8 protein-coding genes are annotated in these 15,148 nt (G+C 44.3%); 6 read left to right on the plus strand and 2 right to left on the minus strand.

Annotated features, from left to right (window positions below):
- Nucleotides 1–56: 56 nt before the first annotated feature.
- Nucleotides 57–3,710, minus strand: coding sequence for an ATP-binding protein (locus RCH20_RS04770; RefSeq protein WP_327192781.1), 3,654 nt, complete (start codon nt 3,708–3,710; stop codon nt 57–59).
- A 654-nt stretch (nt 3,711–4,364) separates the two neighbouring features.
- Between RCH20_RS04770 and cysM the strand changes: the two genes are divergently transcribed.
- The 6 genes from cysM (at nt 4,365) to RCH20_RS04800 (ending at nt 12,753) form a co-directional block, all read left to right on the plus strand.
- On the plus strand, nt 4,365–5,324 hold the full coding sequence (cysM, locus tag RCH20_RS04775) for a cysteine synthase CysM (protein WP_327192782.1): 960 nt from the start codon (nt 4,365–4,367) through the stop codon (nt 5,322–5,324).
- 87 nt (nt 5,325–5,411) lie between these two features.
- Nucleotides 5,412–6,245 carry a 3'-5' exonuclease gene (locus tag RCH20_RS04780; RefSeq protein WP_209955379.1) on the plus strand — a complete coding sequence of 278 codons (834 nt, stop codon included), beginning with the start codon at nt 5,412–5,414 and terminating at the stop codon, nt 6,243–6,245.
- A gap of 111 nt (nt 6,246–6,356) precedes the next feature.
- Entirely contained in the window at nt 6,357–7,898 is a 1,542-nt protein-coding gene (gene rlmD, locus RCH20_RS04785) for a 23S rRNA (uracil(1939)-C(5))-methyltransferase RlmD (RefSeq protein WP_209955381.1), read from the plus strand.
- Between the two features lie 392 nt (nt 7,899–8,290).
- Nucleotides 8,291–10,849 carry a RelA/SpoT family protein gene (locus RCH20_RS04790; RefSeq protein ID WP_327192783.1) on the plus strand — a complete coding sequence of 853 codons (2,559 nt, stop codon included), beginning with the start codon at nt 8,291–8,293 and terminating at the stop codon, nt 10,847–10,849.
- 201 nt (nt 10,850–11,050) lie between these two features.
- A complete protein-coding gene (mutM, locus tag RCH20_RS04795; RefSeq protein ID WP_327192784.1) occupies nt 11,051–11,986 on the plus strand; it encodes a bifunctional DNA-formamidopyrimidine glycosylase/DNA-(apurinic or apyrimidinic site) lyase in 936 nt (311 codons plus the stop codon).
- A 320-nt stretch (nt 11,987–12,306) separates the two neighbouring features.
- Complete coding sequence (locus RCH20_RS04800; RefSeq protein WP_209955387.1) at nt 12,307–12,753, plus strand: hypothetical protein; 447 nt, start codon at nt 12,307–12,309, stop codon at nt 12,751–12,753.
- A 211-nt stretch (nt 12,754–12,964) separates the two neighbouring features.
- On the opposite strand, the gene typA is transcribed toward RCH20_RS04800, so the two are convergent.
- Nucleotides 12,965–14,812: a translational GTPase TypA gene (typA, locus tag RCH20_RS04805; protein WP_327192785.1), complete on the minus strand. Its 1,848-nt coding sequence runs from the start codon at nt 14,810–14,812 to the stop codon at nt 12,965–12,967.
- Nucleotides 14,813–15,148: the final 336 nt, after the last annotated feature.

Raw genomic sequence — 15,148 nt, forward strand, 5'->3', positions numbered from 1 at the left:
CAGCACGGTAGCGTTTTTAAGGTATTTTAACTATACATCTCAAATAAGCACTCATCTCAAATCATTTTCCAAGTCATGTCGTTTTCGCTGAGACGATGATACGTTAACTGTGGATAGGGCGACAGATCAAGCAGTTGTAAATTGGTCAGCGCCAGTAGCAAGTCATCATAATAAGGCTCAAGCATAGCAAACTGTGCCGGGGTCGTATGTTGGATATTTAATAAGCACTTATCTTCTAAGTTTTGGCTGGCCTGGCGCAATTGCGGTACACCCGTATAGCGACTACCCCCTAAGATGCGATGGGCAATTTGCGCCAGCGTACTGCGATCACGCGTTTCCCAGGCTTGGGTTAATATCTTCTTTTCATCAACGATAGTATCTAGCATCATAATAATGAGCTTGGCCGCAAGGTCAGGTTTATTGGCTGAACGAGTCAGCGCATCTTGCCAGTTTAAGATATCTAACGTATCAATAATATTGGTTTTTAGGTGGTCTTCTGTCAGCGGATGGTTTGACGGTTGACCCTCGTATTCAGTTAGTGATGCTTGTAGATGCTCTTGGTATTGCAAGTTTTCGTAGCGTGGCTGAGTGGTACGCTGCGGTTCGCGGCGGTAATCATCACGAGGCTGACTGTCACGCAGAAAGTCATCGCGAATCTTTTTGAGCGACAATGGCCGTGCTGTTTTTTGCTCTGCTTGAAGGTCTACTGGTTTGGTACGGATATCATAATCAACCACCCCCCCGTAAGTTAAAACAGCATCAGCATCACTAGCGCCACTAATATTAGTAATAAGTGGCGCTACACTTGGGGATAACGGTCTTTGGGTCACACTATCTGGTGAATTGACCGTTTGCGCTTTGACATCTGAGGCTAATGTGGTCAAGCGCTGAGGAGTCCCCGTGCGTCCCAGCCACTTTTGTAGGACTTGTAGCAATTGCGGTTGGCTAATAGGCTTACCAACATAGTCATCAATACCGCTGGCCACTAGCTTATCGCGCTCATCCGCTAAGCCATGCGCGGTCAGAGCAATGATTGGAATACGATTGTCCGTCGCTTCAATTTTACGAATTTGCTCGGCCGCCTCGCGTCCTGACATGCGCGGCATTTGAATATCCATAAAGATTAAGTCGATATTACCATCATCCGCACTCACTTTATATTCAATATTTTCTTCGGTAGTGGATACAGAGTTAGCCGAGGTATTACTGGTTTTTGCACGGGCTTCAGCCTTAGAAACTTGGGTTTTGCTTGAAAGACTTTGCTGATTGGTTTTGGCAATTTTTGTATTTTTAGCATGTTGCTTGCTGATTAGTTCAATGGCATCAAAACCGCTATTGGCGGTGATGACTTTAATCCCAAGCTCGCTGAGCAGTGCATCTAGCACTAATAAGTTAGGTAAGTGATCATCAACGGCCAGTACAGTCATTCCTTTCCAGCGCGGTTCTTGTGCTTGGATTGGTGCACTGCGCTTTTGCGTATCAAGCATGGCATAGAGTTGTCGCTTATCTAGAGGCTCATATAATATGTTGGCATGATAGCGGTTGAGCAGTGCTTGATCAGCGGCAACCTGATAACCAAATACCGCCAGCTTGCCTTGATAATGTAGGCGAATTTGTTTGAGCAAGGCCATCATGTCATCTTGAGTATCATCATCAACAATCACCCAATCCCAATAATTACCCTGCTCTTTTAGGGATTCCAACACACCCGGTAAGGAGTTGGCTTGAGTCAGCTTGATAGGTAAATTTTGCAAACTGGCTTTAAGAACCTGTCTAGAAGCCGTGTGATTAATCCATACTAAAACGTGAAACTCATCAGTGTCACTAGCAAGTGGTGCAAGAACGGGCAACGCAATAGTCTGCCCAGTAGCCGCTTCTAACACATCAACATGCGCTGGCATCCGAAACCAAAAGGTCGCTCCTTGATTGGCGATGTTTTCTTGGGCATTATCATAAAAGCCAATATCACCGCCCATCAGCCGCGTCAATTGCTTGGATATAACTAGGCCTAGCCCTGTACCGCCATATTGGCGGGTAATTGAAGGATCGCCTTGGCTAAAGCTTTGAAACAACATTTTTTGGTCAGCGTCCGAGATTCCTTTACCGCTATCTTGAATGCTAATCATCAAATGATTGTCTCGATGATCATCCAGACTAACCCGCACTACCACGTCACCAATATCGGTAAACTTAATCGCATTACCGACAATATTAGTCAATACTTGCTTGAGACGTAGGGCATCACCAACGATACGCATCGGTACATCGTTATAAAACAGCACGGCCATTCGCAGGCCTTTTTCTGCGGTTACTGGCGAGAACATATCGACTACATCATAGATAGTGTCATACAAATCAAATTCATGGCGATCAAGGACCAGTTTGCCCGCCTCAATCTTTGAAAAGTCTAAGACGTCATTAACCAAGGCCAGCAAATGCGCTGAAGACTTACGGATCGTTTGCACATATAAGTCTTGCTCAGGATTGAGCTCTCCATGACGCGCCAGCAGATTGATAAAGCCATCAATACTGTTTAGAGGCGTACGCAGCTCATGGCTGATATTGGCCAAAAACGCAGACTTGGCTTGGCTGGTAGAAATGGCGGCATCTCGTGCGTCGCGGATTGAGATGTTTTGCATTTCCATCTCATCAAAAGCCAAACGAAGGTCATCTTCAGTTTGTTCTGCATGATCGGTAAGCTCTTGAAAACTAACATGCAAGCGGCGTAACGTCTTGACCAAATCTTGCTGCAATAGATTCAGCTCACCATCAGATTCAACCAAAACAGGTTTATATAGATTATCAACATGAGTGCGTTGCAGCTGCAAACGCAGCTCATAAATGGGGGCAATCCAACGTTTGGCATAGATGTTTAGGCTTAACAATAAGATTAAAATAGTGAGCAGACCCGTAATGACCAACGACATCGCGATACGGTAGCGCGCGATATAGAGCGGCTCATTGTCCATATCGACCAACAGCCACAGTTTTTGCCCTTCAAAATTGCCCAACAAACTGCCATAGGCCGTACCGATAGGTGTGGCTTGTTGCGATAAGAAGCTCTGCGACCCATCTATTGAAGGCCAGGTCTCGTTCACACCATAGCCTACGGTAGCCAATACTTGATTGTTGTTCTCGTTGATGATGGCAATACGCTGCACATGCTGCTCAGACTGCATACGGCTGAGCCTGTCGCGAATCGATACCAGAGTGGCAATTGCTCCGCTTGGGGCAACATTTGTACGGGTTAAACCCTCATCGACGATGACCGTACTGGATGGTACAAAGGTCGGTATGCCTCCTAACTCTTCTTCTGAGAGTATTGCACTGCTTAGACTGGCGCCGCGCGCACCCATGTAATTATCAGAGTGTACTTGTGATAACGGTAGGTTCTCGGGTGCTGAGCCCTTCTCAAGTGCCTTTTGACTGGCCGCTGCCATACCGTCAACGATGTTTTGAGCATTTTCCTCATTGGCTTTTGACTGTTGACGCTCTTGCTCAAGCAATGCTGGAATAAGCTCAGTAACCGTCGGTTTATAGCGGATTAAAAATGCCTCTGCTAGAGCTTCTTGCTCGGAATCACTAGCGCGCATGGTCTCATGGAATACTAAAATACCACCAACCGCTGCCAGCACACAAATTGGCAAAAACACCAATAGAATCAACTGACCATAGGCGCTACTGGTATCAAAGCGTTTTTTATTTGCCATGCTAAATTTGAACTCCACTGACGTTTGCGCTACTGCTGACGTTTGCACCACTATTTGCACTACTAGTTTGCACCACTAATAGATATGCTGTTTGTATTCATGTTATACAAGTATGCCATTATTGAGATAATGGTCATCAGCTATTCGATGAGACCTCTGAACGAGACCTCAATAAATGTTTAATGGTCTTGTATACACCTCATCGAACATTATTATAACTCGTTAAATATTAAAACCATGTTAGCAGTATTTATAAATGTAAGTGCTGCCAATGCAATCTAGTAAAAATAAGCATGCAAATTTGAGAGTTTAGGAACAATGACCTCCTTAGTCTTACATCAAGTGGCTTGTTTAATAACTTGCTATCAAGCCCGTATATTAACTTTTATATTTGAACCGTTATAGACCGATTAGTGGTGTGCCATTAGTAGTGAATAATAGTGAATTTCGCAAACTAACCTGATTACCCAAATTTTTTAAACCTTCTTCTTTGGGCGTTGTCTATTTAGCAATAAACCTTGATGCGATAAGCGCAGCTGAAAACAAAATGATATAATGAGCCAATTTTTATTTGCAGCATAAATAAGTAGCAGTAGTGTTGTATTAAGCAGTCATATAACAAACAGTCATTTAAAAAATCAACAAGGATGCCTTATGTCGTCTACGACCCCATCGAACGCCAACTTTATCACTCAAGTCGCTGATCTTGCTGATTGCGTCGGTCAGACGCCATTAGCTAGATTACATCGTTTGCCAGAACAAGAGCAGATCAGCAATGGGGCGCAACTTTTAGCCAAGCTTGAAGGCAATAACCCCGCCGGCTCTGTTAAAGATCGTGCTGCTTTTAATATGATCTATCAAGCAGAACAGCGCGGCGAGATTAAGCCCGGCGATACTCTGATTGAAGCGACCAGTGGTAATACTGGCATTGCACTAGCGATGGTAGCCGCCATGCGGGGTTATCCAATAACGCTGTTGATGCCGACCAACTCCACCCAAGAGCGTAAAGATGCGATGGTTGCCTATGGTGCGACCTTAATCGAAGTCGACGAAGGCATGGAAGTAGCACGGGACTTAGCATTAAGGATGCAAGCTGATGGCTTAGGGGTGGTATTAGACCAGTTTAATAATCCTGATAACAGACGAGCACATTACTTAACCACCGGTCCAGAGTTATGGCAGCAAACCAATGGTAAGATTACTCATTTTATTAGTTCAATGGGCACTACAGGCACGATTACTGGGGTATCTCAGTATCTAAAAGAACAAAACCCAGCGGTTAAAATTATCGGTCTCCAGCCTGATGAAGACGCATCAATCGCGGGTATCCGCCGCTGGCCGGCAGCTTATATGCCGGGTATCTATGACGCAGATTTGGTCGATGAAATTATGGATATTAATCAGTATACTGCTGAGGTTTATATGCGTAAATTGGCCAAAAACGAAGGTATTTTTGCCGGAGTGTCATCGGGCGCTGCTACATGGGCTGCTATACAGGTTGCTAAAGCCAATCCTAATGCGGTTATTGCCTTTATTGTCTGCGACCGCGGTGATCGTTATTTATCGACTGGATTATATAATGTCGATGATAGCCTTGATGATACTATTTTTTGAGAACAGTATTTTTGAAGGTGCTGTTCTTGATACCGGCAGTAACGACAGTGCTCAATCAGCGTAACGAACGATAGCTCAGGATTATTTATGCCACACGCCTTACCTTACAACCCCACATTGGTCTTTGATATTGAGACGGTAGCAGACACTGATGCCGCGCGGCGTATCTATCCGCAATTGGCTGATCTGAACGATGCTGATGCTATGAGCGCGCTACAAGCGATCCGAATCCAAGAAGCGGGGCACGACTTCATGCGGCTACCACTTCAGCGTATTGTCTGTATCTCTGCACTGTATATCAAGGACGGTCAGCTGTCTTTGTTTTCCTTGAGCGCAGACAAGTTTAGTGAAAAAGACATTCTGGCTAAGTTTTTTCGAGCATTTGGTGATATCGATAACTTGCCACAGTTAATCAGTTGGAATGGTTCAGGGTTCGATATTCCTGTACTCATCTACCGCGCCATGCAATACGATTTATCAGCACCATGGCTGTTTGAAGAAGGCGAGCGTATTAAGAACATGCGTTTTGACAATTACGTCAACCGTTTCCAAACCAAACACCTTGATCTGATGGACAGATTCAGCCAATACGGTGCTAGCCGGCGTGAAGCAATGGACGTGGTCGCCAGTCTATATGGTTTACCGGGTAAAACTGATGTTGACGGCAGCATGGTCGGCGATCTCGTCGCCAATGATGACTGGCAAACGCTATCTATATACTGCGAGTCCGATGTAATGAATACCTGGCTGATTTACCTGCGCTGGCTGCGCCTAACCGGACAGCTGTCATCGCCAGCTTTTAACGACTGGCAGCAGCACAGCCGCGATTACATAGCTAGGTTCACTCAAGCGGATGGTAGCTTACGGCACCAAGAATTTATCGCTGATTGGACCTCATTACCCTCAGCGCCTGCACCATAAGTACTAACATTATAAGTAATCACATTATAAGTACTGCAATATAAGTACTGCAATTTGATACTACTTTTATCGCCCTTTTTATTATTTCTCATTTATTGTTAAGGCAGGTTTATGCAACCCACCGATTCCAAGACGTCTACCGTACATGACACGACTCAACCAGCTAGCGACACTAAAAACATTACGGTTCCACCCAACAAGAAAAAGTCCAAACCCTCGTCAAAAACGCGCAAACGTCTAAAAGAAGCAGAGCCGCTACCCTTTACTATTGACGGCTTATCGCATGATGGACGTGGCGTTGCGGTATATGGTAATGGCTGGGGTGAAGCGGAAGGTCATGCACTGGACAAACATGGCAAAAAGATCTTTGTTAGCTTTGCTTTGCCGGGTGAAAGCGTGCTGGTCAAACTGACCAATAGCCGCACTAGTTTTGAAGAGGGCGATGCGCTTAGCGTCACTGCCAATCCTAATCCAGAGCGCGCCGTAGCGCCCTGCCCACACTTTGGGGTTTGCGGTGGTTGCAACTTACAGCATTGGCAGCCAGATGCACAAATTAATTTTAAGCAGTCCGTACTGGCCGAAATGTTAGAGCACCAAGCCCATGTTCAGCCAGATGTTTGGCTGGCGCCAGTGGTTGGAGATCGTCTGGGTTATCGTACCAAGGCGCGACTGGGTGTGCGCTATGTTGCCAAAAAAGAAACCGCACTGGTCGGCTTTCGTGAGCGTTCGAGTAACTTCTTGGCTGAGCTGAATGAATGTCATATTTTAGACCCGCGTATTGGCTTTGAGATTGAGAACTTAAAAGCCTTGATTAGCTCGCTTGAAGCCCGCAGTCAAATCGCTCAGCTTGAGCTGGCCATGGGTGAGTATCTACCAGAATTACCTGATGGCGATCAGCCCGTGGCGCTGATTGTGCGTAATTTATCGCCGTTATCAGACAGTGATGTGGATAAGCTAAAAGTCTTTTTTGCTGCACGCAACTGGCAGTTATACTTACAATCTAAAGGGGTTGACAGTATCAAGCGCATTGCGCTGACTGACGCCGATGATATGAGCCAGCAATTTGGTCGTCTGTATTATCAATTGCCAGAATATAATTTGACTTACGAATTTATTCCTACCGATTTTACTCAAGTCAATCTGTCTGTTAATCGACAGATGACCAAGCTGGCTTGTGATTTATTAGACTTAAAAGCTGGCGAGCGCGTACTGGATTTATTCAGTGGTCTAGGTAATTTCAGTTTACCAATGGCACGCTTGGTGGGTGAATCTGGTACGGTAATCGGAGTCGAAGGTAGCGAAGCCATGACGCTACGTGCTGCTGAAAACGCTCGTCGTAATGGCATCAATAATACTGAATTTTATAGCCAAGACTTAACCCAAGACTGTACCGATCAGCCGTGGGCCAACCAAGGGTTTGATGCGCTACTTATCGATCCACCACGCTCTGGGGCCTGGGATATTATGCAATATTTGCCTAAGTTCAATGCTGAGCGTATTGTTTATGTCTCGTGTAATCCAGCAACTTTAGCACGTGATACCAAGGCATTACTTGAACAAGGATACCGTTTGACCCACGCCGGTGTCATGGACATGTTCTGTCATACCGGTCACGTTGAGTCAATTGCACGTTTCGAAAAAGTACCCGCTTAAGATCGACTGTATTTACTGGTCTTACTTCATGAGTCACTACGGCAGCGCTGTAATAGGTTTTTATCTGGATAAAAGGTAAAGTTCATTATTTACACGGCTATTATGTTACGCTTACCTACATTACTATCATTACAGAGCTTGGCTTGATTTGCGGTGTTGAAGTGAGATAATAATAGCCCACTGGTCTATAGATTTTTTAATAAACCTGTAGTAGACACTGGCATTTATATCCTCAAAAACACTGAGTACTCATCTCTATGACAGCTGCTGAAAAATGGATTTTTTAGCAGCTGTGTCGATTTGTATCTGATAATTTATCAATATTCGAATCAGAGGAGGCACCTAGCGAATGAGGTCATAAATAACTTAAAAATAGCTAAGAGGATTCGGCTATGGTAAAGATTCGTGAAGGATTACCACTAAAAGATGGCAAAACCACACAAACTGATAGTGCGACATTAGCAGCACAGCTGGTCGCCAGTCAACGCTCTCATCAGTCTGCCAATAGCTATGCCCAGATACCATTTGATATCAAGCAACAGCTAACTACTCGTAAATTACACACTACCTTTGATCGCTCAGCGCGACAGGCTTACCATAATCACGACTCAAAGCTGACAGACGAATACTTAGACAATACACTGTTGGACGAGGCTCCCCTGCTCTCAGAAGAGCTTAAGGCTGTTGATTTAGATCATGCCAACATCGATGTTCCTGTTTGGCTAGAGAACGTCGCTAAGCGTATCGGGCAAGAGTCGGTACCCAATCTCAATGCTGCTTGTGAGTTTATTCGTAGCCGTATGAATACTAGTGAGTCCGAGCGCTCAGGTGCCTACATCACTGGCATTGGTATGACGGATATCTTGACTTATTTATATCAAGATGAAGATGCGCTAGTCGCTGCAATGCTCTATCGTAGTGCCCGTAAGTCTATGATAAGTTTGGCTGATATTGAGAAAAACTTTGGTACTGACATCTCTACTTTGGTTAAAGATGCCTTAGCAATGGGTCAACTGTCTGAAATTATTGAAAGTAACAAACGCTTGGAAGATCACTTCGTTAATAATCAGCGTGACCAGTTATCAAATATTTATAGCATGCTCATCTCAGTCACCAATGACGTGCGTGTGGTACTCATTAAACTGGCTGAACGTACTTTTGCCATGCGTGAATTGACCTTTTCTAATACTGAGCGTCAACACCGGGTCGCACGTGAAGTGATGACTATCTATGCCCCACTGGCTCACCGTTTAGGTATTGCGCAGCTCAAGTGGGAGCTTGAAGACCTAGCATTTCGTTATCTCGCGCCTGAACGCTATAAAGAGATTGCTAGGTTATTATCTGAAAAACGCAGCGAACGTGAATCTTATATTCAGCGCGTCCAAGACAGGCTAAATGAGGCTTTAATAGAGGCGGGTATTACCGGTGAGGTCTCAGGACGTGTTAAGCATATCTATTCTATTTATCGTAAAATGAAGCTTAAAGGCTTATCGTTTGATCAACTCTATGACATTCGTGCCCTAAGAATATTGGTCACCAACCCTTCAGACTGTTACCACGTTTTAGGTTTGGTACACGGTTTATGGCGCTATATTCCTGAGCAATTCGATGACTATATTACCAATCCAAAATCCAATGGCTATCGCTCATTGCATACCGCTGTTATTGCTGAGAATAAATCGCTCGAAGTACAAATTCGTACTCACGAAATGCATTTTGAAGCCGAGCTTGGCATGTGTGCCCATGTCAACTACAAAGAGGGGCTAAAAAACAAGAAAGACAATTACCTCAGTCAAAGAATCAGTTCACTCCGTCAATTATTATCTGTCAATAACGAAACTCGCAATCAGCTGCGCACCGCATTAGCAGCAGGTGAGGAGCTCGATGGCATAGAGCTTACTGAGCTCGAAGATGAAGAACAAGTTGTTGACTTTGACGAGCTCGAACGCATTTATATCTTTAGCCGTGATGGCGATATTACCGAGCTTCCTAGAGGGGCGACTGTTCTCGATTTTGCCTATTATGTCCATACGCAAGTGGGCAACCGTGCCCAAGCTGCGCGGGTCAATCAACGCTATGTGCCACTGACTTATCAGCTTAAAACGGGTGAGCAGGTCGAAATCATTACCAAGGCCTCACGTGAGCCTAATCGTGATTGGTTGGTAGCCTCACTGGGTTACATTCATACTAACCGCGCACGCTCTAAGCTGCGTCAATGGTTTAACAAGCAAGATCGCGATAAAAATATTGAAATTGGTCGACGGATGCTGAGTAAAGAGCTTGAGCGCTTATCCATACATCCTAGCAGTATTGATTTAAAAGACTATCTTCAGTATTTTCACGTTAATAGTACTGATGATATCGTGGTCGGCTTGGTTACCGGTGAGATCGGTCTAAACCAGCTTACCGGTCATATCTCTCGTCAGCTACACTTAGAACCTGAAAAACAACAAGAAGTATTTTCACCCAGCGTTGACCTTAAGACCACGAGTAAAATTGATGCTTACCAGATATGTATCGATGGTTTAGATAACATTGAGATCAATTTAGCGGGCTGCTGTCACCCTGTAAATGGCGAACCTATTGCTGGCTACATTACCTTATCTCGCGGTATCAGTGTCCATAACCGCGGCTGCCCAGAATATACGCGCTTAGTTGAACGTGAGCCTGAGCGTAAAATTGATGCGGCTTGGAAGTCTCAATCTAGTCGTTACCAGCCGGTTGATATTCATATTGAAGCGTATGATCGACGAGGCCTATTGCGTGACTTGACCCAAATTATCGATAAAGAAAACGTCAATATTCGTCAGGTTGAGACCCTAAGTACCGATGATAATATTGCTTTTCTAAGATTTCATATCGAGGTATCAGGGCTGGAGCACTTGTCTAAGCTATTAGCTAAACTTGAACAGCAGCATGGCATCTTACATGCTCGCCGCGCTGTTGCATGATAATCTATCCGTTGCAGCCTCTTACGAGCAAGTACTCATATTTTTAATAACGCTTTCTTTAAGCGATACATTCTTTAGGTAACATATTTTTTTAATAGTACATTGTTTTAACAATATGTCCTTTTAATAATATGTCCTTTTAATAATGTGTCTTTTTAATAATGTGTCCTTTTAATACTACAGTGATCATAAAAAACCACTATGCCTGAATTACCAGAAGTTGAAACCACCAAAACCAGCCTAGCGCCCTTATTAGGACAGCAAGTTATCGACGTCCAGGTGTTCCAGCCAAAATTACGCTGGTTGATGCCTGATGATTTGGATAGCGTAGCCAATTACACTTTGCAAAGCGTCAAGCGGCGGGCCAAGTATTTGATATTGAACTTTGTACCACCCACACTAAAAAATGCTGACACCCATACTCCTTCTACTGCCTTAGTAGCGCGGCAGCTATTGATTCATCTGGGTATGTCCGGTAGCTTACAGCAACATGCTCGCGGCACTGATAAGCGCAAACACGACCATTTAATCATCATATTTAACGATGCTAGTGGCACTCACACCCAACTGCATTACCACGACCCTAGACGCTTTGGTGCAGTGTTATGGTATGCAGACTATAGTGATAAATTGCTGAATCATTTGGGTCCTGAGCCTTTATCAGAGGAGTTTACCGCGGACTACTTATATCATTTGATTCAGCGCACTCCAATTGCTAATGAAATAGAGGATAAGACCACTAATAAGTCCAGCAAACGTCCTATAGCTCGTGCCATTAAGTCAGTAATCATGGAGCAGCAAGTCGTGGTTGGGGTAGGCAACATTTATGCGACCGAAAGCTTATACCTAGCAGGTATTCACCCCGCGACACCCGCCCATCAGCTGTCGTGCGATCAGATAGTTATATTGGTCGATCACATCAAGACTATCTTGAAAAAGGCGATAGAGCTTGGCGGTTCAACGCTGCGGGATTTCACAGTAGCGAGTGGTCAAACAGGTTACTTTCAGCAAACGCTGAATGTCTACGGTAAGCATGGCGAGACTTGTCCGCACTGCGATACCCTACTCGATAACATCAAGCTGAACGCACGTGCTAGTGTTTATTGCCCATCCTGCCAGCCTTTAAAACAAGTTTAGTGCCATAAAATAAGCTCAACTCAATAAGGCAAGACAAACAATCATAACCTATAGTGGCAACTGTATTTCTAATACGACTGGTATAATTTGTCTATCAAGCTTAAATGCTATAGTGAAAAAATATAGAACAAGTGATTAAATACCAAGTGAGATTATAGTTGGTCTATCACAGAATTCTTTATCGACTCACCTGCTGTATCGTACGCATTGTTGTTGCTAATTACCCCGCATCTTGCTTTAATAGTAATCGTTACTCCCTCACCTCTATATAAAAAATAGCAGCCATTAGCCCTGCTGCTTACGAGTTTTAGGATATCGTCATGTCTGTTACAGCCAATACCCAACGCACAACTAAGCACAAGCTTCTTACAGCGATCGCAAGCATGAGCTTCGTTGTGGCGAGTATGCAACCCGCCTTAGCAGCGATAGAAATTGATGAAACTGATTTTGGCCCCTCATACGGAACCATGGTCGTTGATACTCTAGCTGGTAAACCGCTACAGCTGGTGACCGCTGTTGCTGGTACAGCCGCTTATCTTGTCAGTTTGCCTTTTTCACTGATTGGCGGTAATGCAGATCAAGCGCAGCAAAAGCTATTCGTTGAACCGTGGGATGCAATGGCACGCTGTTTGGGCTGTACCGTTGCCGAAGACAATTATTATAAGTCGCAGTCGCAAGTGGTCAATGATAATGTCGTGCGTATTGTCGTCGATGGTCCCTCAGAGATTTTGATTAATACCAATGACTATGTGATAGTGACACCTTAGTTGTAATCATACTTTAACAATAATAGTCGCCCCTTAACCAGACGCTCTCCTTGATAACAGAATCAAAGACTTAATAATTTATTATCAATTTATGAGCAGGAATGCCTCAATACCTGAGGTGAAGTTAAATCAGAATGTTCCAAGCATAAAAAAAGGCTAACATCACGTTAGCCTTTTTTGTTTCAATATCAATTCTCATTGAGAATAAATATTAAGCACCTTTCTTACGACCGTGACGCTTACGCTCACTTTCAGTCAAGTAGCGCTTACGTAGGCGGATAGATTTTGGCGTTACTTCAACCAACTCATCATCTTGAATGAATTCAAGCGCTTGCTCAAGGGTAAACTTAATCGCTGGCGTTAGAGTCAAGGCTTCATCAGTACCACTAGCACGAACGTTGGTTAACTGTTTGGCAGTTGTTGGGTTAACAGCCATATCATCGTTACGTGAGTTCAGACCAACAATCATACCTTCATACACTTCAAGCTGAGGTTCAGCAAACATCTTGCCACGCTTTTGCAGGTTGAATAACGCGAATCCTAAGCAAACCCCTTTAGCCATAGAGACTAGTACACCATTAGCACGGCCGCCAACATCACCAATTTTTTGTGGTCCGTAATGCGAGAAGCTTGACGTTAAGATACCAGATCCTGAAGTCAAAGTCAGAAACTCAGAGCGGAAGCCAATAAGACCACGAGCGGGTATGGTTGCTTCAATACGCATACGACCTTTACCGTCGAGAACCATGTTAGTCATCTCGCCTTTACGCAAGCCGACCTGCTCCATGATTGGACCTTGATGCTGCTCTTCAACATCAAAGACAACGTTTTCGTACGGCTCTTGTAGTTTACCATCCACTTCTTTAACGATAACTTCTGGGCCTGATACGCCAAGCTCATAGCCTTCGCGGCGCATGTTTTCGATTAGCACAGACAGATGTAGCTCACCACGGCCTGATACTTTAAATTTCTCAGGTGACTCGGTGTCTTCTACACGCAATGCCACGTTATGAATTAACTCACGCTCTAGGCGTTCGCGAATGTTACGTGAGGTCACAAACTTACCTTCACGACCTGCGAATGGTGAGTTGTTTACCTGGAAGTTCATCGATACTGTTGGCTCATCCACAGTCAACGCTGGCAGAGCTTCAACATTATTGGGATCACATATAGTATCAGAGATATTAAGCGCATCAACACCTGTGATACAGATAATATCACCTGCTTGGGCGTCTTCGACATCAATACGGTCAAGACCATGATAGCCCATAATTTTTAATATACGACCGTTGCGCGTTTTGCCGTCTTTACCTATCACAGTCACTTGCGTGTTGGTTTTAACTTTACCGCGCTGAATACGACCGATACCGATAACACCAACGAAGCTATTGTAATCAATGCTTGAGATTTGCATACGGAATGGTGCATCTGCATCAACCTGCGGCGCCTGAACCACATCAACAATAGTCTTGAATAACGGCGTCATGTCATCAGCAAGCTTATCTGCTTCTAGACCAGCAACACCATTCAATGCAGAGGCATAAACAACGGGGAAGTCAAGCTGCTCATCACTAGCGCCAAGGTTATCAAACAAATCAAAAATCTGATCCATTACCCAATCAGGACGGGCGCCTGGACGGTCAATTTTATTGATAACAACAATTGGTTTCAGGCCTTGCTCAAATGCTTTTTGAGTCACAAAACGGGTTTGTGGCATTGGGCCATCAACGGCGTCAACCACTAAAAGTACGCAGTCAACCATTGACATGACCCGTTCAACTTCACCACCAAAATCGGCGTGACCTGGGGTATCTACGATATTGATACGATATTCGGTATCGTCGGATTTATCCGTCCATCTGATGGCTGTGTTTTTAGCCAAAATAGTAATGCCGCGCTCTTGCTCGATATCACCTGAATCCATTGCACGTTCTGCAACATTTGCACGGTCGCCAAAAGTACCAGATTGATGTAAAAGCTTGTCGACCAAAGTCGTTTTACCGTGATCAACGTGGGCAATGATTGCGATATTACGCAAATGTTTAATGTCGTTCGCCATATAGAATGCTCGTTTTGTCTTAATAAAATGTAGTAGCAGTAAGCGCCGCTGGATAAGCTGTCATCATCGATCAGCCAGATAGTTTACTTTGCTCTTAAACGCCTGCACAATAATTGCGCTGGGGTAAGTAATACAGTAGAAGTAAACATCTATATCGATACATCCATCGTACCGTTAGCCATGCTAGTGTACACCCTGTCAATTTACAAAGTGTTTGGGCGGCTAGTATAGCATTATTGCATCATAAATTTATGCAATAACTTAATTTATATGCAAGCACAAACAAAAAAAAGCCACCCAATGGGCAGCTTTTTTTGTAACTTTATTAGTTATCTG

Origin of the sequence: Psychrobacter sp. PL15 (genome assembly GCF_035984995.1) — a bacterium.
In the GTDB taxonomy this organism is placed as follows: Bacteria; Pseudomonadota; Gammaproteobacteria; order Pseudomonadales; family Moraxellaceae; genus Psychrobacter.

Coding starts and splice junctions, on each gene's coding strand:
- RCH20_RS04790 (WP_327192783.1), top strand. CDS start 8,291: ATGGTAAAGATTCGTGAAGGATTACCACTAAAAGATGGCAAAACCACA.
- cysM (WP_327192782.1), top strand. CDS start 4,365: ATGTCGTCTACGACCCCATCGAACGCCAACTTTATCACTCAAGTCGCT.
- RCH20_RS04780 (WP_209955379.1), top strand. CDS start 5,412: ATGCCACACGCCTTACCTTACAACCCCACATTGGTCTTTGATATTGAG.
- RCH20_RS04770 (WP_327192781.1), bottom strand. CDS start 3,710: ATGGCAAATAAAAAACGCTTTGATACCAGTAGCGCCTATGGTCAGTTG.
- typA (WP_327192785.1), bottom strand. CDS start 14,812: ATGGCGAACGACATTAAACATTTGCGTAATATCGCAATCATTGCCCAC.
- mutM (WP_327192784.1), top strand. CDS start 11,051: ATGCCTGAATTACCAGAAGTTGAAACCACCAAAACCAGCCTAGCGCCC.
- rlmD (WP_209955381.1), top strand. CDS start 6,357: ATGCAACCCACCGATTCCAAGACGTCTACCGTACATGACACGACTCAA.
- RCH20_RS04800 (WP_209955387.1), top strand. CDS start 12,307: ATGTCTGTTACAGCCAATACCCAACGCACAACTAAGCACAAGCTTCTT.